The organism is Flavobacterium sp., from assembly GCF_031381455.1.
Taxonomy (GTDB): domain Bacteria; phylum Bacteroidota; class Bacteroidia; order Flavobacteriales; family Flavobacteriaceae; genus Flavobacterium.
In genome coordinates this window covers 116,252-138,599 of the sequence record NZ_JANMXZ010000041.1, presented here as the reverse complement: position 1 = coordinate 138,599, position 22,348 = coordinate 116,252, and the positions used below count along the sequence as shown (strand labels likewise).

The 22,348-nt window shown below is 35.2% G+C and carries 20 protein-coding genes; 16 read left to right on the top strand and 4 right to left on the bottom strand.

Annotated features, from left to right (window positions below):
• Positions 1-14 precede the first annotated feature (14 nt).
• The 9 genes from panC to RMN97_RS10375 all read left to right on the top strand — a co-directional run bounded on the left by panC (position 15) and on the right by RMN97_RS10375 (position 10,808).
• Positions 15-863 (top strand): pantoate--beta-alanine ligase, encoded by an 849-nt coding sequence (panC, locus tag RMN97_RS10415; RefSeq protein ID WP_309614483.1) that lies wholly within the window; start codon positions 15-17, stop codon positions 861-863.
• 14 nt (positions 864-877) lie between these two features.
• Positions 878-1,228 (top strand): aspartate 1-decarboxylase, encoded by a 351-nt coding sequence (panD, locus tag RMN97_RS10410; protein WP_309614453.1) that lies wholly within the window; start codon positions 878-880, stop codon positions 1,226-1,228.
• Positions 1,229-1,234: 6 nt separating this feature from the next.
• Positions 1,235-2,200: a lysylphosphatidylglycerol synthase transmembrane domain-containing protein gene (locus RMN97_RS10405; protein WP_309614452.1), complete on the top strand. Its 966-nt coding sequence runs from the start codon at positions 1,235-1,237 to the stop codon at positions 2,198-2,200.
• Between the two features lie 52 nt (positions 2,201-2,252).
• Positions 2,253-3,515 carry an alpha/beta hydrolase-fold protein gene (locus tag RMN97_RS10400; protein WP_309614451.1) on the top strand — a complete coding sequence of 421 codons (1,263 nt, stop codon included), beginning with the start codon at positions 2,253-2,255 and terminating at the stop codon, positions 3,513-3,515.
• Positions 3,515-4,876 carry a DNA repair protein RadA gene (gene radA, locus RMN97_RS10395; RefSeq protein ID WP_309614450.1) on the top strand — a complete coding sequence of 454 codons (1,362 nt, stop codon included), beginning with the start codon at positions 3,515-3,517 and terminating at the stop codon, positions 4,874-4,876. The genes RMN97_RS10400 and radA overlap by 1 nt, the downstream gene beginning before the upstream one ends.
• A 124-nt stretch (positions 4,877-5,000) precedes the next feature.
• Complete coding sequence (locus RMN97_RS10390) at positions 5,001-5,465, top strand: hypothetical protein (protein ID WP_309614449.1); 465 nt, start codon at positions 5,001-5,003, stop codon at positions 5,463-5,465.
• Positions 5,462-7,411: a transglycosylase domain-containing protein gene (locus tag RMN97_RS10385; RefSeq protein ID WP_309614448.1), complete on the top strand. Its 1,950-nt coding sequence runs from the start codon at positions 5,462-5,464 to the stop codon at positions 7,409-7,411. Before RMN97_RS10390 ends, RMN97_RS10385 begins: the two co-directional genes overlap by 4 nt.
• Positions 7,412-7,650: 239 nt before the next feature.
• On the top strand, positions 7,651-9,279 hold the full coding sequence (locus RMN97_RS10380) for a DUF4139 domain-containing protein (protein ID WP_309614447.1): 1,629 nt from the start codon (positions 7,651-7,653) through the stop codon (positions 9,277-9,279).
• 92 nt (positions 9,280-9,371) lie between these two features.
• Positions 9,372-10,808, top strand: coding sequence for a PQQ-dependent sugar dehydrogenase (locus tag RMN97_RS10375; RefSeq protein ID WP_309614446.1), 1,437 nt, complete (start codon positions 9,372-9,374; stop codon positions 10,806-10,808).
• Here RMN97_RS10375 and RMN97_RS10370 read toward each other — a convergent pair whose 3' ends face one another.
• The 3 genes from RMN97_RS10370 to RMN97_RS10360 form a co-directional block, all read right to left on the bottom strand.
• Positions 10,809-11,843, bottom strand: coding sequence for an NADP(H)-dependent aldo-keto reductase (locus tag RMN97_RS10370; RefSeq protein ID WP_309614445.1), 1,035 nt, complete (start codon positions 11,841-11,843; stop codon positions 10,809-10,811).
• A gap of 179 nt (positions 11,844-12,022) precedes the next feature.
• Entirely contained in the window at positions 12,023-12,988 is a 966-nt protein-coding gene (locus RMN97_RS10365) for an OmpA family protein (RefSeq protein WP_309614444.1), read from the bottom strand.
• Positions 12,989-13,027: 39 nt separating this feature from the next.
• Complete coding sequence (locus tag RMN97_RS10360; RefSeq protein ID WP_309614443.1) at positions 13,028-13,789, bottom strand: exodeoxyribonuclease III; 762 nt, start codon at positions 13,787-13,789, stop codon at positions 13,028-13,030.
• Positions 13,790-14,104: 315 nt separating this feature from the next.
• Here RMN97_RS10360 and RMN97_RS10355 point away from each other — a divergent pair, with 315 nt between their 5' ends.
• Positions 14,105-15,922, top strand: a complete 1,818-nt coding sequence (locus RMN97_RS10355; RefSeq protein WP_309614442.1) for a GNAT family N-acyltransferase — start codon at positions 14,105-14,107, stop codon at positions 15,920-15,922.
• Positions 15,923-15,969: 47 nt separating this feature from the next.
• Here the strand turns inward: RMN97_RS10355 and RMN97_RS10350 are convergent, their stop codons facing one another.
• Positions 15,970-16,959 carry a TlpA disulfide reductase family protein gene (locus tag RMN97_RS10350; RefSeq protein WP_309614441.1) on the bottom strand — a complete coding sequence of 330 codons (990 nt, stop codon included), beginning with the start codon at positions 16,957-16,959 and terminating at the stop codon, positions 15,970-15,972.
• Between the two features lie 149 nt (positions 16,960-17,108).
• On the opposite strand from RMN97_RS10350, the gene aspS reads away from it, so the two are divergent.
• The 6 genes from aspS (at position 17,109) to RMN97_RS10320 (ending at position 22,274) form a co-directional block, all read left to right on the top strand.
• On the top strand, positions 17,109-18,857 hold the full coding sequence (gene aspS, locus RMN97_RS10345) for an aspartate--tRNA ligase (protein ID WP_309614440.1): 1,749 nt from the start codon (positions 17,109-17,111) through the stop codon (positions 18,855-18,857).
• A gap of 223 nt (positions 18,858-19,080) precedes the next feature.
• On the top strand, positions 19,081-19,281 hold the full coding sequence (locus RMN97_RS10340) for a cold-shock protein (protein WP_293872363.1): 201 nt from the start codon (positions 19,081-19,083) through the stop codon (positions 19,279-19,281).
• 205 nt (positions 19,282-19,486) lie between these two features.
• Entirely contained in the window at positions 19,487-19,852 is a 366-nt protein-coding gene (locus tag RMN97_RS10335; RefSeq protein ID WP_293895080.1) for an NADH-quinone oxidoreductase subunit A, read from the top strand.
• Between the two features lie 102 nt (positions 19,853-19,954).
• Entirely contained in the window at positions 19,955-20,497 is a 543-nt protein-coding gene (locus RMN97_RS10330; RefSeq protein ID WP_309614439.1) for an NADH-quinone oxidoreductase subunit B, read from the top strand.
• A gap of 1 nt (position 20,498) precedes the next feature.
• On the top strand, positions 20,499-21,038 hold the full coding sequence (locus tag RMN97_RS10325; protein WP_309614438.1) for an NADH-quinone oxidoreductase subunit C: 540 nt from the start codon (positions 20,499-20,501) through the stop codon (positions 21,036-21,038).
• Positions 21,039-22,274 (top strand): NADH-quinone oxidoreductase subunit D, encoded by a 1,236-nt coding sequence (locus tag RMN97_RS10320; RefSeq protein ID WP_309614437.1) that lies wholly within the window; start codon positions 21,039-21,041, stop codon positions 22,272-22,274. It begins immediately after the preceding gene.
• Positions 22,275-22,348: the final 74 nt, after the last annotated feature.

Here is a 22,348-nt window from a genome sequence, read left to right as displayed (position 1 = left end):
TTTACCGAAAGCCAATGCTCCTTTTTAACACTCAAAACGAATTAGTATCGCATCTTAATTCTGTTTCCAACAAACAAACTTCTATTGGTTTTGTGCCTACAATGGGTGCGCTTCACGAAGGACATCTTTCTTTAGTGGCAGAAGCGCTTCAACACAATTCATTGGTTGTCGTAAGTATTTTTGTCAATCCAACACAGTTTAACAATGCTGAGGATTTGACAAAATATCCCAAAACATTAGACAAAGACATCGAAAAAATAAAAAAGGTTTCCAGTGACGTTATCGTCTTTGCACCTAGCGTCGATGATATTTATGAAGGGAAAACAGTTTCACAACATTTTGATTTTGATGGATTAGAAAATCAGATGGAAGGTAAGTTTCGTCCCGGACATTTTGACGGTGTTGGCACTATCGTAAAACGACTTTTCGAAATAGTAAAACCTACCAATGCCTACTTTGGCGAAAAAGATTTTCAGCAGTTGCAGATTGTCAAAAAAATGGTGGAAAAAACCAAGATGCCTGTCACTGTAATTGGTTGCTCAATTCATAGAGAATCCAATGGTTTAGCCATGAGTTCGCGCAACGAAAGATTATCAGATGCTGAACGAAAAGAAGCAGCTGTCATCTACAAAACTATTTCGCAAGCAAAGAATTTATTCAAAACCAAATCGGCTAAAGCTGTAACCAAATATGTTTTAAAAACATTCGAGAAGCACAGTCATTTTGAATTAGAATATTTTCAAATTGCCGACGAAGCAACCTTATTGCCATGTGTCAGAAAAAACAAATCCAAAAAATATCGCGCTTTCATCGCAGTTTTTGTTAACAAAATCAGATTGATTGATACGATTTCATTAAATTAATTTACTTTAGCGCCATGCAAATTGAAGTAGTAAAATCTAAAATTCACAGGGTAAAAGTTATTGGTGCCGATTTAAATTATATTGGAAGCATCACTATTGACGAAACTTTAATGGAGGCAGCTAATCTGATTGAAGGTGAAAAAGTTTCCATTGTAAATGTCAATAACGGAGAACGTTTTGATACGTATGTTATCAAAGGCACAAAAAATTCGGGTGATATTACACTTAATGGTCCGGCAGCACGAAAAGTTCACAAAGGCGATATCATCATCATTATGTCGTATGCTTTAATGGATTTCGAAAAAGCAAAAAATTTCAAACCTTGGTTGGTTTTTCCAAACGAAACTACTAATTCCCTGACCTAAAATCTCTTGAAAAAACAAATCGGCAAATGGTTGACTATTCTCATTCCTCTTTTGATAGGAATCGGAATCATATACTATCAATTTACGACTTTGACTGCTGAAGAAATTGAAAAGATAAAAATCAGTTTTGAAAAAGCAAATTACTATTATATTTTACTCTCACTTATGATTGCCTGTGTGGGCTATTGGTCGAGAGCTTATCGTTGGAAATTTGCACTAAATCATTTGGGTTACCAAACCAAATTCTCCAACAATTTATCTACCGTTTGTATTTCTTATTTGATGAATCTGACTGTTCCTCGCTCTGGCGAAATTTCGCGTGCTGCCTTATTAAAAAAATATGAAGATGTCCCTTTTGACAAGGCATTTGGAACCATAGTTGCCGAAAGAATCGTCGATTTACTTATCTTTTTTCTTTTTGTTTTTATTGGTTTTGTTTCACAGTTTGACAAAATTTATCTATTCCTTTTGAGTCAGCATGTGTCGTTGCAATCCCTAATTATTACAGGATGCGTTGGTATACTAATGTTCTTTATTTTTATCTTAATTTGGATTTATGCCGAATGGAAAATCATCTTAAAGCTAAAGAAAAAATTGTCCGGATTGGTGGAAGGCATTACCACTGTGTATAAAATGAAAGACAAATGGAAATACATTTTTCATTCGTTTTTTATATGGCTTTCGTATCTGGCAATGTTTTACGTAGCCATTTTTGCCTTGCCTGAAACTTCTGGAATCAGTTTTGACATCGTAATCATGGGCTTCATTTTTGGTAGTCTGGCTGTAGGTTTTTCGAACGGTGGATTAGGTGCTTACCCGTTTTCCATTGCTTTGATTTTTTCCCTTTACGGAATTACAAAAGATGTCGGCACCGCTTTTGGATGGCTGGTTTGGACTTCACAAACCATTTTGGCAATTCTTCTCGGATTGATTTCGTATGTTTTGCTTCCTGTTTTAAATAGAAATAGATAATTTTGTTATATTGCTAGTCCATTTAACAAAGTCCTATTTTATTCCTACTGTCATGAAAAGAACTATCCTGCTTTTATTTTTCATTTGTTCCAATGCTGTTTTTTCTCAAAAAGTAACCGATACTATAGCGTCTAAAAGACTTAACGAAGACCGGGAAATTACTATTGGTTTACCGCCATCATACGAAAAACATCCAAACCAAAAATATCCTGTTTTAGTATTATTGGATGGTGATTTTCTTTTTGATGCTTTTCAAGGCGCATTGAGTTATGGCAATTATTGGGACGATTTGCCTGAAGTTATTATAGTCGGGATTTCTCAAAATAAAAATAACGAACGCGAAACCGACTGCGCTATAGATGCAGAATCAGGTTTACCAACAGAAAAAGGGGAAGCTTTTTTTGAGTTTATTGGATTGGAGTTGTTGCCTTACATAGAAAAAAAATACAGAACAGCACCATTTAAAATGATTGCAGGATTAGACACAACAGCTACTTTTTTGAATTGTTATCTCTACAAAGACATTCCTACTTTTGATGCCTATATTTCAATGAGCCCGGAACTTCCGCCAGGAATGGAAGAACAAATTCCGGAGAGATTAGCCGCCATCCAAAAACCTATTTTTTACTATCATTCTTCAGGTGATGGTGACATGAAAAGAATGCGAAACCGAATTATCGCCTTGGACGAAGTGGCAAAAAAAATCAACAAACCAACACTCAATTACAGATTTGACGATTTCAAAGGAGCGTCGCATTACTCATTGGTTTTGAATTCTATCCCAAGTGCTTTATACCAAGTATTTGCTGTTTACCAACCTATTTCAACTACAGAATTTAATGAAAAAATTGCGGTGTTGCCTTCAGGATACGTAGATTATTTAGCACAAAAATATGATGTAATTGAAAAGTCTTTTGCACTAAAATTACCGATTCGTTTAAATGATTTTAAAGCGATAGAAGCCGCCATACTCAAAAACAAAGCCTACAACGAGTTTGATAAATTGGCGCAATTAGCCAAAAAAAATTATCCGAAATCAATGCTTGCCGATTATGAAATGGGTCAGATGTATGAAAAAACAGGGGAGAATGCAAAAGCTGTTAAATCGTATATGACCGCTTTTCAACGCGAAGAGATTGGCGATTTGACGAAAGACATGATGATGGATAGAGCCGATGAATTGAAAAAATCATTGCCTAAGAAAGGGAAAAAAGGAAAAGAAGAACCTGTAGTAGAAGAAACGCCAACAACAGACGCGCCAACTGAAGTAGTTCCATCCGATACGCCAGCAACCGAAGAGAAAAAGCAAGAGTAATGTCTAAAGTAAAAACTACCTTTTTTTGTCAAAATTGCGGCGCTCAATATGCCAAATGGCAAGGCCAATGCAATTCGTGCAAAGAATGGAATACCATTGCTGAAGAAATTATTCAAAAGGAAGAAAAAACGAGTTGGAAGCCTTCGAGTTCCGATTCTAAACGAGTTTCCAAACCACTGCGAATAAAAGAAATCGATTCCACACAAGAGGTGCGAATGGACAGCACTGATGGCGAATTAAATCGCGTGCTTGGTGGCGGAATTGTTCCGGGTTCACTTATCCTTTTGGGCGGAGAACCAGGCATTGGAAAAAGCACATTACTGTTGCAGATTTCTTTAAAATTGCCTTATAAAACCTTATATGTTTCGGGCGAAGAAAGTCAGAAGCAAATCAAAATGCGCGCCGAAAGGATTAATCCGAATAGCGACAATTGCTACATTTTGACCGAAACCAAAACCCAAAATATCTTTCGGCACATTGTAGAAACCGAACCCGATATTGTCATCATCGATTCGATACAAACATTGCACACCGATTATATAGAATCAACGGCGGGAAGCATTTCTCAAATTAGAGAAACAACCGCTGAGTTAATAAAATTTGCCAAAGAAACCAATATTCCTGTTATCTTGATTGGTCATATCACCAAAGACGGAAACATTGCCGGGCCAAAAATTTTGGAGCACATGGTCGACACGGTTCTCCAATTTGAAGGCGACAGGAATCATGTCTACCGAATACTTCGTTCACTCAAAAATCGATTTGGTTCTACTTCGGAATTGGGGATTTATGAAATGCAAGGTTCAGGTTTGCGCGAAGTTTCGAATCCTTCTGAAATTTTAATTTCCCATCGGGAAGAAGAACTTTCGGGAACAGCCATTGCTTCAACACTGGAAGGAATGCGACCGTTAATGATAGAAATCCAAGCTTTGGTTTCGACCGCAGTTTATGGAACTCCGCAACGAAGCACAACAGGTTATAATGCCAAACGACTGAATATGATTTTGGCCGTATTAGAAAAACGTGCTGGTTTCCGTCTCGGAACTAAAGATGTTTTCCTAAATGTAACTGGCGGAATTTCCGTTGATGATCCTGCGATTGACTTGGCTGTTGTGGCTGCTATTTTGTCTTCCAACGAAGATATTGCTGTGGGCAAAGATGTATGTTTTGCAGGCGAAGTTGGTCTTTCGGGAGAAATTCGTCCAATAAATCGTGTTGAGCAACGCATTCAAGAAGCTGAAAAATTAGGGTTTTCTACGATTTTTGTTTCCAAATACAATAAAATTGCAACCAAGTTTCCCGGAATAAAAATCGTTTTGGTTTCCAAAATTGAGGAAGTTGTGGAGCAATTGTTTGGTTAAATTGTTAAATGCTATAAATTCTTTCTTAAATTATATAAGTCAAAAACCTGTCTTTATAATTACTTTTAGGCGAAGCAATAAAAGTAGAAAAATAACGTTTCAAATAGATACAAATGAACTATTTATGAAAACAAAGACTTTCCTCTTACTATCCTTATTTGCGATTTTAATTTCTTGTTCCAAACAAAATCTATTCAGCCGATTTGATACGTTTGGAGAAGAAAACCGCTGGCAAAAATCCGATACTAAAGTGTATGATTTTACCATTGATGACGATTCTCAATTATACAATGTTGTATTCCGCTTTAGTCATGTTTATGATTATCAGTTTCCTAGTGTTCCTTTAAATGTTCTAATTGAAAGTCCCGATGGTAAAACAGAAGAACTCAAGATAGACGTTCCGATTAAAGACGATTCAGGAAAAGATCTTGGTGAATGCGCAGGCGATGTCTGCGATTTAAAATATACCATTGAAGAAAAAACAAAACTCCAAAAAGGAATATATAAAATTACCATTTCGCATAGTTTCGAAGGTCCATATCTTCCCAATGTAATCGGAATTGGATTGAATGTTGAAAACGTGAAATGAAAAGAACAAGACAAAAAGTAATCCTTTCTCTCAAAATAATCGGCGTTTTTTTGCTGTTGGGTTTGGTATTGCTTTTTTCATTTCGGAATACGATTTTAGACAAGGTCATTCATCGCATTGATGCTAAACTTGAACGCGAATACCAATGTAATTTTACCATCCAAAAAGCCGAATTTAATGGCTTGACTAATTTAGAATTCCATGACATTTCTCTAGTTCCTCATGAAAAAGACACTTTAGTAAGTATAGGAGAATTGAAAACCAGCGTTAGCTTCTGGAAACTTTTAGTCGGCGATATTCAACTCGGAAAACTGGAAATCAACAAAGGATTTATCCAATTGGTGAAAACAAAAAACGGCAGCAATTTCGATGCTTTTCTGCATTCCAAAAAAGAGAAAGATTCAACTGCCGAAGTGAATTATGCCAAACTTCTAAATCGTATTTCTTCTAATTTAATGGATTTGGTTCCAACAGATATGCAAGTCAAAGGCTTTGCTTTCAGAATAGATGACAAAGGCAATAAGGTGGTTTTCGATTTTAATGAATTGTCTTTGTCTGAAAAAAAACTCACCACCATAATTCAGGTAACATCCGATAAGTTTTCGCAACAATGGAGCATTAACGGTTTCGCCGACCCAAGAGATAGAAAAGCCGATTTGACGTTTGCCAATACTAAAAACGATACCATCAGAATTCCATATATTGATAAAAAATTTAATCTGAAAAGTGGTTTTAAATCCATTCATTTCAACTTGGAGAATTTAGCAATGAATAATGGTGAACTGCATATTGACGGCTATTCTTCTATAGAAAATTTATTTGTTAATCATGCCAAAATTGCCAGTAAAGACGTCATTATAAAAAAGGCCCGTTTTGATTATCACTGGATAGTTGGAGAACGTTTTATTGCTTTAGACAGTACTTCTACAGTGCAATTGAATAACATCAAATGCCAACCTTATCTATCGTATACCAACGAAAAGGATAAGGTTTATGCGCTCAAATTGAAAATTCCAAAAATGAAAGCGCAGGATTTTATATCCTCATTACCAGCAGGTTTATTTCGTCATTTTGAAGGTATGGAAGCAAAGGGAAATTTTAGTTATGCGTTGAATTTTGAATACAATGATCACAGACCAAATAATGTTGTTTTTGATAGTAAACTCAAACCTGAAGGCATAAAAATTACAAAATATGGCGAAGCCAATTTAAATAAAATCAATGGCGAATTTGTTTATCGCGCTATTGATAAAGGAGTATTGCAACGCCCGATTACTATTGGTTCGGGAAATGGGAATTATACACCTTTAAGTCAGATGTCGCCCTATTTAAAAAAATGCGTGCTCACTAGTGAAGATCCTTCTTTTATGACACATCGTGGATTTATAAATGAAGCTTTTAAAGAATCGATTACCAAAAACATCAAAACCAAGAAGTTTACACGTGGCGCCAGTACAATCAGCATGCAGTTGGTGAAAAATGTTTTTCTGACACGTGAAAAAACATTGTCGAGGAAATTAGAGGAAATTCTGTTGGTTTATATTTTGGAAAATAATCATATCAGTTCCAAAGACCGAATGCTGGAAGTGTATTTTAATGTCATCGAATGGGGACCAAACGTATACGGAATTGCCGAAGCATCGCAGTTTTATTTTCAAAAAAGGCCATGGGATTTAAACGTAAACCAATGCTTGTTTTTGGCAACTATAATTCCAAATCCAAAAGGGTTTATGGCAAAGTTTGACGCTAACAATAAATTAAAACCGGCAGCAAAACAGACAGAAAGATTCCTAACCAACCTAATGTTCAAACGCAATATTCTGATGGCTAATGACACTATTGGAAATTTTCCATTGGAAATATCCGGTCAAGCTAAATTTTTTCTAAAACAAAAACCGATGAGTATTGAACCCAATAATACTCCGGTGGAAGAATTTGAATTTTAGGTAAAACCCCACAGAATCATTGACTATCCAGATTTTTAAAAGATACTTGATCTTTTATATAACAACAGTAGGATAAGTTATAATTTCTAATTTTCGAAATATTTCTTAAAACTAGTATTTCTATGAATCTGTGTGGTAAAAAAATAGTATTTTAACTGAATTTAATACTAAATTGAATTCGTATCTAACCTTTTTACATTATTTACGATATAAAGAGTATACAACTTAATAAAAAACCCATGAAAAAAATCTTCTTCACCTTTTTGTTTTTGACTTCCGCTATAGCATTCGCTCAAAAGCCAATTTTTACAACCGCCAAAGTCAAAGCAGCAACAGTTTATTTTAATGCTGCCGAATTATCGCAAACCGCTTCTGTAAATCTTCCTTCGGGAACGAGTGAAATAGTGATAAAAAATGTCGCTGATTATTTAAACGAAAGCACTGTGCAAATTGGCGCACCCAATTCGGTAACCGTTTTATCCGTGCAGTTTACACAAAATTATATTTCAGAATATGAAATTGATGAAGCCAATCCTGTGATTAAAAAAGTGCGAGATAGTATTTCAATAGTTCAAAAAGAAATTAAAAAAGTACAGATTGAAACCTATTCAAACCAACAAACCATTGCGCTTTTAGATGCAAATCAAAATGTTGGTGGTGCCAATACGGGTTTGAATGTAACCGAATTAATGAAGTTGGTCGATTTCTACAAAACCAAACGAAGCGAACTTGACAATGCCGTTGTTGCTTTGCAGGAGAAGGAAACCAAACTAAATCTGAGACTTAAAAACCTAAACAACAAACTAGAAATCAACACCCAAAAAGAAGAGAAAAGCTCTAAAGGCAAACTGATTATACAAGTGATGAATGAAATAGCTGGCGTTGTAAATTTGGATATTAATTATATTACCAACAATGCTTCATGGACGCCTTTTTATGATTTGAGAGCTGAGAATATTACATCGCCAATCAATATGATGTACAAAGCCCAAGTAGTTCAGAATACAGGAATTGATTGGAAGAAAGTAGATTTGACTTTATCATCTGGAAATCCAAATCAGAACAATCAAGCACCAATATTGAGTTCGTGGTTTTTGAGATATAGCGAATTATATGATAAAGATATGAATTATGGAGTTCAAAACAAACTTCAGGGAAGAGCAGCTGGAGTCAAGCTAGATGAAGCCGTTGTTACTAATATGGGCTATTTCAAAAAAGAAAAATCTTCAATTTCTCAATATACAACCATCAACGAAAACCAACTCAACGTTTCTTTTGACATCGAAATCCCGTATGATATTTTATCAAATGGAAAGCCTCACAGCGTAGCATTGAAAGAAATAAAATTGCCGGCAACCTATAAATATTATGCAGCACCACGAGCGGATAAAGAAGCTTTTCTTTTGGCGGAAATCAATGATTATTCGAAATACAATTTATTACCCGGCGAAGCCAATATAATCTTTGAAGGATTGTATGTCGGCATAACGATGATTAATCCAAATCAAACTTCCGACACCTTAAACTTAAGTATGGGAAGAGATAAAAAAATCTCCATCAAACGTGAAAAAGTGGTGGACAAATCGGGAACACGGTTTTTATCTTCCAAAAAAGAACAAACATTCACGTATGATATCACTGTTAGAAATAATAAAAAAGAAGCCGCAGACCTTACTCTAAAAGACCAATATCCATTAAGCACGGATAAAGAAATTGAAATTGAATTATTAGAAAACAGTAGTGCGAAAGAAAATAAAGAAACCGGAATTTTGACTTGGGATTTAAAACTCAATCCGAACGAAACCAAAAAAATCAGGATAAGTTATAAAGTCAGATATCCCAAAGATAAAACTATAGATAATTTGTAACTCTAAAACGCAATCCTAACCGATTGCGTTTTTTGTATAACGATTTGATTTAAAAGTTTTTATTTCTAACTTTACGCAAAACCTATTTAACTATGAAAAAAATTATACTCTTTATAAATTTACTTTTTATTTCATTGTCTTTTGGACAAACCATAGCATTTCAATCCTTTGCAACTGGATTTACAACGGCTGTTGATATAGCTCATCCCGTAAATGATTCAAGACTTTTTGTGGTACAACAAGGCGGTTTAATTAGGATTTTAAACGCTAACGGAACCATTAATGCAACCCCTTTTATAAATTTAACTTCTTTAATTTCTTTAGGAAGTGAAAGAGGTTTACTTGGATTAGCATTTCATCCAAATTATGCTACTAACGGACTTTTCTTTGTTAATTACACTAACACTGCTGGAAATACAGTAATTGCTCGTTATAGCGTAAGCGCAAACCCAAATATAGCCAACACTACAGGTGTTATTTTAATGACAATTAATCAGCCCTATTCAAATCATAATGGTGGTTGTTTACGATTTGGTCCAGATGGTTATTTATACATAGGAATGGGTGATGGAGGAAGTGGTGGTGACCCACAAGGATATTCACAAAATTTGAGTTTAACTAATACCAATGTTACTGCAAATCCTAGTCGAATTTATTTAGGGAAAATGTTGAGAATAGATGTAGATACTGTTGCTGGAGCATTAAATTATGGATTTCCAGCAACCAATCCTTATATAACAGAACCTGGAAAAGAAGAAATTTGGGCTCGTGGATTGAGAAATCCTTGGCGATTTTCATTTAATAGAATAAACGGTGATTTATGGATTGGAGATGTTGGACAGACTGCGGTTGAAGAAATTAATAAAATAGCTAATCCATTACCAAATACGGGTTTAAATTTTGGTTGGAAATGTTACGAAGGAAGTGCTACTTATAGTACATCTGGTTGTCCTGCCCTTTCAACGATGACACAACCTGTTGCAGAATATACACATACTGCTACTGGCGGATGTTCAATTACTGGTGGTTACTTTTATACCGGAACTACTTATCCAAATTTTCAAAATAAATATTTCTTTGCTGATTTTTGCAATGCCCAAATCGGAACATTAAACTCTTCCAATACAATCACATGGAGTCAAAGTATAACTGGATATATTAATACTTTTGGTGAAGATTCAAACGGTGAGCTATATGTTGCAGTCGCTAATGATTATGCTACTGTAACGCCTTCTATAATTTACAAAGTTATTGACTCTTCCTTAAGTGCTTCTGAATTCGAAATAGCTGATTTTTCATTGTATCCAAATCCGGCAAAGACCGAAGTTTTTATTAAAAACAAAACTGGAAAAAAACTTTCAAAAATGAACGTTTTTGATTTGACGGGAAAATTGGTGTTGACCAAAACGGTTGAGAATAATGATGTCAGTCCTTCTGTAAATATTGCTGCTTTATCTAGCGGATTGTATATGATTACTGCGGAAGATTTAACAGGAAATCAATATAAATCTAAACTAGTTGTAGAATAATTAAGGCGCAGGATTCGGAATTAATTCCTGAATTTCATTGATTTCATTTATAATTTCCGGAGTTAAAACGGTTTCGAAAGCCGTAATGTTTTCCCGAAGTTGTTCCATAGTTGTGGCTCCAATTATTGTTGAAGTCACAAAATTTTGTCGGTTAACAAAAGCCAAAGCCATTTGGGTTAATGTCAATCCGTTTCCTTGTGCTAATTCCTGATATATTTTTGTAGCTCTATGACAGTTTTCATTCGAATATCTTGTAAACTGTGAAAACAATCCTAAACGTGATGTGGGTAAAATTCCATTCAAATGTTTGCCTGTTAAAAAGCTAAATGCCAACGGAGAATAAGCCAGCAAACCAACATTTTCACGCATTCCAATTTCGGAAAGTCCAACTTCATACAAACGGTTCAACAACGAATACGGATTTTGAATCGTAACGATTCTGGGTAAATTATGTTTCTCGCTTTCGATGATGAATTTCATTACACCATACGGATTTTCATTCGAAACACCAATATGTTTTATTTTCCCTTCTTTGATTAAACAATCATAAACGCTCAACACTTCAAAGAAATTTTCTTGCCATTGTGTATCAATTTCTGAAACGCCACGTTGCCCAAACATATTCATTACGCGTTCCGGCCAGTGCATTTGATACAAATCGATATAATCGGTCTGAAGATTTTTTAGGCTTAAATCAACCGCTTCGTGTATGCTTTTCTTTGAAAAATCCAATGGATTTCTAATATACCCCATACCTCTGTTTGGCCCTGAAATTTTTGTAGCGATAACCAAATGGTCTCTTTTTCCTGATTTCTTCAACCACGTTCCAATATATCTTTCGGTTATACCAAGGGTTGCTTCTCGAGCAGCAATTGGATACATTTCGGCAGTATCAATAAAATTAATGCCTTTTTCAATTGCATAATCCAATTGGGAATGCGCATCGCTTTCAGAATTTTGTTCTCCGAAAGTCATGGTGCCAAGACAAACTTTGCTGACTTTTATATCGGTATTAGGTAACGTAGTGTAGTTCATTTTTAGAATTTGAGGCAATTTTTTTGTGGCACAAAAGTAAAATATTGTAAGCGTTTAAATGGTTTGATTAACACATTTTTTGGAAACGTTTAGAATAAAAAAAGGTTCCAAGACAAATCTCAGAACCTCTCAAATTCATTAATACCTACAAGGTTTTGAAAACCGCAGGATAATGATAATTAAAACTCATTCAGCATTTTAGAAATCTCGTCTAATTTTGGTGTTAATATAATTTCAATTCGGCGATTTTTAGCTTTGCCTTCATTGGTGTCGTTACTCAATAATGGCGCAAATTCACCACGACCGGCAGCCGTTAAATTTTGCTTTCTGATTCCGCTATTTTCAGATAAAATATTCACAATCGCTGTTGCTCTTTTGGTCGATAAATCCCAGTTGTTTTCTATGCCGCCACCAATATTTCCCAAAATTTTATCGTTGTCCGTATGTCCTTCAATCAAGACCGTAATATCTGGATTTTGAGCCAATACTTTTCCAACTTCAACTACGGCTCTTCTTCCTTCAGAACCAACAGCCCAACTTCCGGTTTGGAACAACAATTTGTTTTCCATCGAAACATACACTTTTCCGTTCTTTTGATAAACGGTCAAGCCTTTTCCTTCAAACGCATTCAACGCTTTTGACAAAGTATCTTTTAGTTTTTTCATGGCTGCATCTTTTGCTGCAATCATACTTTCTAATTCGTTTAATCGTTTGGTGTTCGATGCCAATTGGCTGCTTAATTTATTCAATCGGTCTTGTTCTGCTGCTAATGTTTTCTCTTTAGCGTCAAGTTGTGCTAACAAATCACGGTTTTTTGCCATATTGGCTTCCAATGCATCATTACTATTTTTTTCCAAGGCTACATATGAATCTTGCAAGGCTTTCAAGTTGTTGCTTGTGGCTGTGTAATCCGCTTGCAGTTTGTCTCTGTCGGCTTTGAGTTGGTCTCGTTCCGTTGTCAATGCTCTGTTAACCGAATCAAATTCGGCATTAGCTTTATGAAGTTCCTCATTTTCATCGGTTATAAAACGGTTTTCCTTCTTTAAATCGGTGTATTTGTTTTCCAAATCGTTGTAGATTTTTTTGGAAACACAGGAACTCATCAAACTCAATATGGCAAAGCCAAAAAGTATTCTTTTTATCATCTCTATATTCTATTTTCTATGTTCTTGCTTCTTGCTTCTTTAATCTATCTCTACCAAAACCGGACAATGGTCAGAATGTTTGGCTTCAGGCAAAATTACGGCTCGGCTCATTCTGTCTTTTAAATTTTCGCTAACCAAATTGTAATCGATACGCCAACCTTTATTGTTTCCTCTAGCACCAGCACGATAACTCCACCAACTGTAATTGTGAGGTTCTTTATTAAAGTGACGGAAGCTATCAATGAAACCACTTTTCATAAATTTATCCAACCAAGCACGTTCTTCAGGTAAAAATCCGGATACTGTTTTATTCCGAATTGGGTCGTGAATGTCAATCGCCTCGTGGCAAATATTATAATCGCCACAAATGATAAGATTTGGAATTTGTTTCTTTAAAGCATCAATATGATTCTGAAAATCATTCATATACATGAACTTGTGGTCGAGTCTGTCTAAATTCGTCCCCGAAGGTAAATACAAACTCATCACCGAAATATCATCAAAATCAGCTCTTAAATTTCTTCCTTCAAAATCCATGTGAGCCACTTCAGTTCCACGAACCACCTTGTTGGGTTTTATTTTGGATAGAATAGCCACGCCACTATATCCTTTTTTTTGTGCCGAAAAATAATATTGATATGGATAACCCACAGCAGTAATAGCTTCTGTAGGAATTTGGTCTTCGGTAGCTTTTATTTCCTGAAGACAAATCACATCAGGATTGGCATGTTGTAACCAATCTAAAAATCCTCTGGCTATGGCAGCTCGAATGCCATTAACGTTATAAGAAATAATTCTCATTAAATGCTATTAAAAAAATTTTAACTTCGTTCAGTTCGGCTAAAAGGCCTTGGGTCAAATGTAAATAAAAACACAAACATTTGAAACCCAAAACTGATAATAAAAGTTCTCGATATTTTATTTTTGACGTCACTACGAGTTTTTCATCATGTTGTTTCGCAATGAGATGAAAAGTATCGAGAAATAGTTAACAAAAAACACTCGTCCCGAAGTGTCGGGAGACGTTCTTAAAACTCTGTGTGATTTCCTAATTTTGTTTAACCTATTTCAGTAGAATTGTTATCTTTGTTCATACCAAAAAAATCAAAGCTATACATGGGTTTAGTTACCGCAAAAGAAGTTGCAAAAGCAATAAACGTAGATAAGTACGGAGTTTTCGGAACTTTTTGCGGTTGGTTACTAATGAAAGCTTTAAAAATTTCGGCCCTAAACAAAATGTATGACCGGAATAAACATTTAAGTGAAATCGAATTCCTGAATGCTATTCTGGACGAGCTGCAAATCAAATTTGAAATTCCGGAAGAAGATTTTAAACGTTTGCCAAAAGACGGTGCTTACATTACCATTTCCAATCATCCATTAGGTGGAATTGATGGAATTTTGTTACTGAAATTGATGCTTGAAAGAGAGCCTGATTTCAAAATCATTGCCAATTTCCTGTTGCACCGCATTGAGCCAATGAAACAATTCATTATGCCGGTCAATCCTTTTGAAAATCACAAAGATGCTAAGTCGAGCGTAATTGGAATCAAGGAAACTTTTCGCCATTTAAGCGATGGAAAACCTTTGGGTATGTTTCCTGCCGGAGAAGTTTCTACCTATAAAGATGGACAATTAGTAGTTGATAAAGCTTGGGAAGAAGGCGCCATAAAAGTAATTAGAAAAGCGCAAGTTCCTGTTATTCCTATTTATTTTCATGCCAAAAACAGTCGCTTTTTCTATCTGTTATCCAAAATAAATCCAACGCTCAGAACCGCAAAATTACCTTCTGAACTGTTAACCCAAAAAGACAGAGTGATTAAAGTTCGTATTGGTAAATCCATTTCGGTTGCCGAACAAAATGAACATAAAAGCATTGAGGAATATTCAGAATTTTTGAGAAAGAAAACCTATATGTTGTCCAATTCCTTTAACAAGGAAAACAACATACTGAATCCACAAAACCTGAATCTGAACCTGAACCTAAAGTCTCCAAAGAGTCCAAAACAGATTGTAAAACCAGCCAATCAAGATAAAATTTTAGAAGAAGTTGAAGTTTTGAAAGGTGGTGATTACCGTTTGCTCCAAAGTAAAAACTATTTTGTTTTCCTAGCAACTGCCGAAGTGATTCCGAATATTCTTCACGAAATTGGACGACTCCGTGAAATCACTTTTAGAGCTGTTGGCGAGGGAACAAATGAGTCCATCGACTTAGATCGATTTGATTCCTATTATCAACACATGTTTTTGTGGGATGATGACTCGCAAATGATTGCGGGTGCATACCGAATGGGATTTGGTTCAGAAATTTTTCCTAAGTATGGTATCGAAGGTTTTTATCTTCAGGATTTATTCAGGTTTGAGCCAGAGCTGTATGGCATGATGGAACAATCTATCGAAATGGGAAGAGCATTTATTATCAATGAATACCAGCAGAAACCAATGCCTTTATTCCTGCTTTGGAAAGGAATTGTTCACACGACTTTGCGTTATCCGGAACACAAATATTTGATTGGCGGTGTGAGTATCAGTAACCAATTTACAGAGTTTTCGAAATCGCTTATGATTGAATTTATGAAGTCGCATTATTATGATCCTTATGTGGCTCAATACATTCATCCAAAAAAGGAATTCAAAGTAAAGCTGAAAGATGCCGATAAGGATTTTGTATTTAACGAAACTGAATCTGATTTAAATAAATTTGATAAAATCATTGATGAAGTAGAACCTGGCTCACTACGTTTGCCTGTGTTAATCAAAAAATATATCAAGCAAAATGCACGTGTAGTTGCTTTCAATGTCGACCCATTATTTAACAATGCCGTTGATGGTTTGATGTACATCCGAATTGCCGATTTACCCGAAAGTACTGTAAAACCCGTAATGGAAGAATTTCAGGCGGAACTCGAACGGAAAGAAAAGAATTATAAATAAAAAAGCCCTGATTCCTCAGAGCTTTTAAAATAAATATTTTGGCTTTTTTATTGAAGTAAACCTGCTAATTGCTCTTTTAGTTTTGGGTCTGAAGGTCTTGCAGCATCCGCATCTACAACAGTTCCTGATGGATCAATTAAAATAAATCTTGGAATTGTATTAACATTAAATGCTTTTATAAAATCCATATTCGCTCTGTCGGCATACAATTGAATTCCGGTAAGTTCTTTCTCTTTTACAAATGTTCTCCATTTTTCGTGGTCTTTTTCAGAATCCGTTGAAATGCTTACGAAAGCAATATTTTTATCGTGAAGACTTTTTTCTAATTCTTTTAGAAACGGAATTTCAGCACGACATGGTCCACACCAAGTTGCCCAAAGATCAATGTAAACATATTTCCCTTTTAAACTTTCCAATGTAGTTTTTCCACCAGCATGATTTTCAAAATCAAAACTTGGCGCTTTTAAATTGTCCATTTTTTTGCCCGCAAGCTTTTGATTGTAATATTGTTTCAAACCAAACAACGACTCTTCAATATTTTGTTTTTGCAAGACAACAAAGTTTGAATCCAATTTAGCCGACTCTAATTTCTGGAAATCTGAATTCTTTTTGGCTTCAATCATTTTATTGAAGTTGGCTTCATCCGCAGCAAGCAATTCATTATAATTAAATGTGCTTTCGTTGAGTGTAGCTTGAGCTAAAAAATTGTTTTCTATTTCTCCTTTACCTGTATATTTGATTGATTCATCAAATTGTTTTGCATCCATTTTTAAATCTAAATCATATCCAGGTTTTAAATAAAGGTCTGCATATTCAACGCCATCAAACATTTGATACAAGCCTTCTTTCGTTTCAAACGAATCGTTAAAAGCACCTTCTGTGTTTAATTTGATTTCTTTTATAATAGTGTTATTGCCTTTGATATATAGTACATCACTATTCCTGTTGGCAATTTTTCCATGAAATAAAACTTTCTGTTGCGAGAAACTAATGGTAGTAAAAACTAGCGTGATTATTAGCGAAAATATATTTTTCATAATAGATAAATATTTAAATTAATAATTCAAAAATACTTTTTTATTCTATCAAAATCAGAATTTTAACACAATTTTTCTTTGCTAAATGGATTGAAGAATTCCTCGTTAATCTAATTTTTGTTTTTACTTTTGCAAAAAAATTATTCTCAATGTACAGAAGTCATAATAACGGCGAACTTAACGCCTTACATATTAATAAAGAAGTAACGCTTGCCGGTTGGGTTCAAAAATCTCGTGATAAAGGATTTATGATTTGGGTGGATTTGCGCGACCGTTACGGAATTACACAGTTAATTTTTGATGAACAACGAACAGATAAAGCCGTTTTTGAAAAAGCAAAATCACTTGGAAGAGAATTTGTGATTCAGGTAAAAGGAACTGTTATTGAACGTGAGTCCAAAAATGCTACTATGGCAACTGGTGATGTTGAAATTCTGGTTACAGAATTAAATATTCTAAATACTGCTTTAACTCCACCTTTCACCATTGAAGACGAAACCGATGGCGGCGAAGATATCCGAATGAAATACCGTTACTTGGATATTCGTAGAAATCCGGTTAAAAATTCCTTGCTTTTCCGTCACAAAGTGGCCATGGAAGTTCGAAAATATTTATCTGATTTGGATTTTTGTGAAGTTGAAACTCCCTATTTAATTAAGTCAACTCCAGAAGGCGCTCGAGATTTCGTTGTTCCAAGCCGAATGAATTCTGGCCAATTTTATGCCTTACCACAATCACCACAAACGTTCAAACAATTACTGATGGTTGGTGGGATGGATAAGTATTTCCAAATCGTGAAATGTTTCCGTGATGAAGATTTACGTGCCGACAGACAACCGGAATTCACACAAATCGATTGCGAAATGGCATTCGTTGAACAGGAAGACATTCTAAATGTTTTCGAAGGATTGACACGCCATTTACTAAAAGAGCTCAAAGGCATCGAAGTAGATAAATTCCCAAGAATTACTTATGATTATGCCATGAAAACCTACGGAAATGACAAACCGGATATTCGTTTTGAAATGAAGTTTGGCGAGTTAAATTCGGTTGCACAACATAAAGATTTTGGTGTTTTCAATTCAGCTGAATTAGTAGTTGGAATTGCTGCTCCAAATTGCGCTTCATTTACAAGAAAAGAAATTGATGCTTTGATTGATTGGGTAAAACGTCCTCAAGTTGGCGCAAGCGGAATGGTCTATGTAAAATGCGAAGAAGACGGAACTTTCAAATCATCTGTTGATAAATTCTATGACCAAGATGATTTAAAAAACTGGGCAAAAGTAACTGAAGCCAAAGCTGGCGATATGATTTTTGTTCTTTCTGGTTCGGCTGATAAAACACGTTCGCAGCTTTCTGCTCTTCGTATGGAATTGGCAACACGTTTAGGGTTAAGAAACCCGGAAGTATTTGCACCATTATGGGTTGTTGATTTTCCTTTGTTAGAATGGGATGAGGAAAGTGGTCGTTATCATGCAATGCATCATCCGTTTACGTCACCAAAACCGGAAGATATGAAACTGATTGAAACCGAACCAGGAAAAGTTCGTGCCAATGCTTATGATATGGTGTTAAACGGAAATGAAATTGGCGGCGGTTCCATTCGTATTCACGATAAAGACTTGCAAAGCAGAATGTTTTCACTTTTAGGATTTTCTCCTGAACAAGCCGAAGATCAATTTGGTTTCCTTATGAATGCGTTCCAATTTGGCGCACCACCACATGGCGGATTGGCTTTTGGATTGGACAGATTAGTGGCAATTTTGGGCGGACAAGAAACAATTCGTGACTTTATTGCTTTCCCCAAAAACAATTCGGGAAGAGATGTTATGATTGATGCGCCATCGGCAATTGATGAAAGTCAATTGAAAGAATTGTACATAAAACTTGATTTGTAGTAATTTATATCAAATTCACAGAATTTTAAGAAGCAACTGTTCAAATAGTTAAAAACAGTTGCTTTTTTTATGCCTAAATTTAAAATACCTCAAGTATTTATCTATCAAGTTTTTAAATCAAGAATAAAATCTTAACAAATTTTTAATTATTTAATACTGAAATGCTTGTTATGTCGCAATAAAATCTATCTTTGACCATTATTAATTATTTTTACATTACAAAATGCGCACAGGAACAGTAAAATTTTTCAACGAATCAAAAGGTTACGGTTTTATCACAGATGATGAAACAGGAAAAGACATTTTCGTACATGCTACCGGAGTTAAAACTGAAAATTTAGCCGAAGGAGATAAAGTATCTTACGAAGAAGAAGAAGGTAGAAAAGGTAAAGTAGCAGCTCAAGTAGTAGCTATCGAAGACTAATATATATTATTTTTTGATTACCTAGATTAAATGACGTCCCGAATAATTCGGGACGTTTTTTTATGTTTTAAAATCTATTATTTAAAATGAATTTAAATAGGGTTTTTTAAGAAGTAAAAACCAAACGTTTATCGCTTGATTTTTGCCAATTAAATAATGCGATGTATATTTGTGCCTATTTAAATTACTTCAAATTATACCCATTATGCAATCTAATCAATTAGATTATTTACCAATCCTCATGCAAGCAGGTTTAGCAGTAGGATTTGTGGTTTTAACCATTATTGGTTCTGGCTATTTAGGGCCAAAAAGACACTCAAAAAACAAAGATAAAAACTTCGAATGTGGCATTGAATCTGTTGGTAATGCAAGGATTCCATTCTCTGTAAAATATTTCCTTGTGGCGATTTTATTTGTTTTATTTGATGTCGAAGTGATTTTCTTATATCCATGGGCAATCAATTTCAAAGCATTGGGAGTTGAAGGAATGATCAAAATGGTAATTTTCATGATGTTGCTTTTAGTTGGATTCTTCTATATCATTAAGAAGAAGGCATTGGAATGGGAATAATAAATATTAAATTTTAGATTTCAAATAGTAGGTATGTTTGAATCTTTATAGAATTAAAGTTAGCTAAAATTAACATTTGATATTTAATATCTAATATCTAAAATGAGTACAAGAACAAAAATGGTTGCTCCACCGGAAGGAGTTGTTGGTGAAGGTTTCTTCGCTACAAAATTGAACGATGTCGTTGGAATGGCTCGTGCCAATTCACTTTGGCCATTGCCTTTCGCTACTTCTTGTTGCGGAATCGAATTCATGGCTACCATGGCTTCTCATTATGACTTAGCGCGATTTGGTTCTGAAAGAGTTAGTTTCTCTCCGCGTCAAGCCGATATGTTAATGGTGATGGGAACGATTTCTAAAAAAATGGCGCCAATTTTACGTCAGGTTTACGAACAAATGTCAGAGCCTCGTTGGGTAATTGCTGTTGGAGCTTGTGCTTCTTCAGGTGGTGTTTTTGATACGTATTCAGTTTTACAAGGAATTGACAAAGTTATTCCAGTAGACGTTTACGTTCCGGGTTGTCCTCCAAGACCTGAACAAATCGTAGATGGTGTAATGCAATTACAAGAATTAGTGAGAAACGAATCGGTTCGCCGAAGAAGTTCACCTGAATATAAAGAATTATTAGCTTCTTATAACCTATAATATGGCTTTAGAAACTGCATACATACAAGAAAATCTATCCAAAAAGTTCGGTAATAATGTGCTGAATTTTGAAATGAAAAGAGATATTTTTTCCTTCGAAGCTACTTCAGAAACGATACATGAAGTAATTCAAACGCTGAAAGAAGACGAAAGTTTAAACTTCCATTTTTTAACCGATTTGACTGCAATTCATTTCCCCGACAATGATGAGGATCATCAGTTTGCCGTAGTGTATCAATTGCACAATTGGGTTGAAAATGTTAGAATTCGCGTAAAAACATTTTTGCCCGATCCTGCAGAAGTAGATACAATAATAGATTTGTTCCTTTGTGCTAATTGGATGGAAAGAGAAGCTTGGGATTTCTTCGGAATCAATTTCAAAGGACATCCGCAATTAAAGCGAATCTTAAACATGGATGAAATGGTTTCTTTTCCAATGCGTAAAGAATTCCCATTAGAAGATAGCGGAAGAACCGATAAAGACGACCGCTTCTTCGGAAGAACGCCAGTAAAAAGTCAAATGGATAATTCAACATTATAAATGTCAGATTTATTATTACCACCAGAACATCGCTATGCTAAAATCATAGAACAAAGCCGAAATGAAGACGGAAGTGAATTTTCTATCTTGAATTTAGGCCCAACACATCCAGCCACTCACGGGATTTTCCAAAATATTTTATTAATGGATGGTGAGCGTATTTTAGATGCCGAACCAACCGTTGGATATATTCACCGTGCTTTTGAAAAAATCTCCGAAAACAAGCCATTTTACCAAATCAATGTGTTGACTGACCGTATGAACTATTGTTCGTCGCCAATTAACAATATGGGGTGGTGGATGACCGTAGAAAAATTATTAAATATCGAAGTGCCGAAACGCGCGCAATATTTGAGAGTTATTGTAATGGAATTAGCGAGAATTACAGACCACTTGATTTGTAATTCCATCCTTGGAGTTGATACCGGAGCGTATACTGGTTTCCTTTACGTATTCCAATTCAGAGAAAAAGTATACGAGATTTACGAAGAAATTTGTGGCGCTCGTTTAACAACAAACATGGGGAGAATTGGCGGTTTCGAAAGAGATTGGTCACCAAAAGCTTTTGAATTGCTAAACATTTTCCTTGAAGAATTTCCGGTTGCCTGGAAAGAATTCGAAAACCTTTTTGAAAGAAATAGAATCTTTATAGACAGAACCGTTAACGTTGGTCCGATTACTGCCGAAAAAGCGATGCAATACGGATTAACCGGTCCAAATTTACGTGCGGCGGGAATTGATTATGATGTTCGTGTGGCACAACCTTATTCTTCTTATGACGATTTTGAATTTTCAGTTCCTGTTGGAAAATCAGGAGATACTTACGATCGTTTTTGCGTTCGTAATGCCGAAGTTTGGGAAAGTTTAAGCATTATCAAACAAGCCTTAGCTAAATTACCGGAAGGTCCAATCCACGCTGATGTTCCCGATTATTATTTACCTCCAAAAGAAGACGTATACAATAACATGGAAAGTCTAATCTATCACTTCAAAATTGTGATGGGTGAAGTTCCGGTTCCTGTGGATGAAATTTATCATGCTGTCGAAGGTGGAAACGGTGAATTAGGATTCTATTTAATTACTGACGGTAGCCGAACGCCATACCGATTGAAATTCAGAAGACCTTGTTATATCTATTATCAAGCGTATACTGAAATGATTAAAGGCGGAATGTTATCCGATGCAATCGTAATATTATCAAGTTTAAATGTAATTGCCGGCGAATTAGACGCTTAAAGTATAAAGATTGCAGAATACAGATTTTAGAATGCAGATTGAAAAATCTAAAATTTAAAATTTAATATCTAACA

Excerpts from the sequence above, each read along its gene's own strand:
- aspS (WP_309614440.1), top strand. The coding sequence starts at position 17,109 with ATGTACAGAAGTCATAATAACGGCGAACTTAACGCCTTACATATTAAT.
- RMN97_RS10340 (WP_293872363.1), top strand. The coding sequence starts at position 19,081 with ATGCGCACAGGAACAGTAAAATTTTTCAACGAATCAAAAGGTTACGGT.
- RMN97_RS10365 (WP_309614444.1), bottom strand. The coding sequence starts at position 12,988 with ATGATAAAAAGAATACTTTTTGGCTTTGCCATATTGAGTTTGATGAGT.
- RMN97_RS10360 (WP_309614443.1), bottom strand. The coding sequence starts at position 13,789 with ATGAGAATTATTTCTTATAACGTTAATGGCATTCGAGCTGCCATAGCC.
- RMN97_RS10370 (WP_309614445.1), bottom strand. The coding sequence starts at position 11,843 with ATGAACTACACTACGTTACCTAATACCGATATAAAAGTCAGCAAAGTT.
- RMN97_RS10320 (WP_309614437.1), top strand. The coding sequence starts at position 21,039 with ATGTCAGATTTATTATTACCACCAGAACATCGCTATGCTAAAATCATA.
- RMN97_RS10335 (WP_293895080.1), top strand. The coding sequence starts at position 19,487 with ATGCAATCTAATCAATTAGATTATTTACCAATCCTCATGCAAGCAGGT.
- RMN97_RS10400 (WP_309614451.1), top strand. The coding sequence starts at position 2,253 with ATGAAAAGAACTATCCTGCTTTTATTTTTCATTTGTTCCAATGCTGTT.
- panD (WP_309614453.1), top strand. The coding sequence starts at position 878 with ATGCAAATTGAAGTAGTAAAATCTAAAATTCACAGGGTAAAAGTTATT.
- RMN97_RS10325 (WP_309614438.1), top strand. The coding sequence starts at position 20,499 with ATGGCTTTAGAAACTGCATACATACAAGAAAATCTATCCAAAAAGTTC.
- panC (WP_309614483.1), top strand. The coding sequence starts at position 15 with ATGCTCCTTTTTAACACTCAAAACGAATTAGTATCGCATCTTAATTCT.
- RMN97_RS10375 (WP_309614446.1), top strand. The coding sequence starts at position 9,372 with ATGAAAAAAATTATACTCTTTATAAATTTACTTTTTATTTCATTGTCT.
- radA (WP_309614450.1), top strand. The coding sequence starts at position 3,515 with ATGTCTAAAGTAAAAACTACCTTTTTTTGTCAAAATTGCGGCGCTCAA.
- RMN97_RS10390 (WP_309614449.1), top strand. The coding sequence starts at position 5,001 with ATGAAAACAAAGACTTTCCTCTTACTATCCTTATTTGCGATTTTAATT.
- RMN97_RS10380 (WP_309614447.1), top strand. The coding sequence starts at position 7,651 with ATGAAAAAAATCTTCTTCACCTTTTTGTTTTTGACTTCCGCTATAGCA.
- RMN97_RS10350 (WP_309614441.1), bottom strand. The coding sequence starts at position 16,959 with ATGAAAAATATATTTTCGCTAATAATCACGCTAGTTTTTACTACCATT.
- RMN97_RS10330 (WP_309614439.1), top strand. The coding sequence starts at position 19,955 with ATGAGTACAAGAACAAAAATGGTTGCTCCACCGGAAGGAGTTGTTGGT.
- RMN97_RS10355 (WP_309614442.1), top strand. The coding sequence starts at position 14,105 with ATGGGTTTAGTTACCGCAAAAGAAGTTGCAAAAGCAATAAACGTAGAT.
- RMN97_RS10385 (WP_309614448.1), top strand. The coding sequence starts at position 5,462 with ATGAAAAGAACAAGACAAAAAGTAATCCTTTCTCTCAAAATAATCGGC.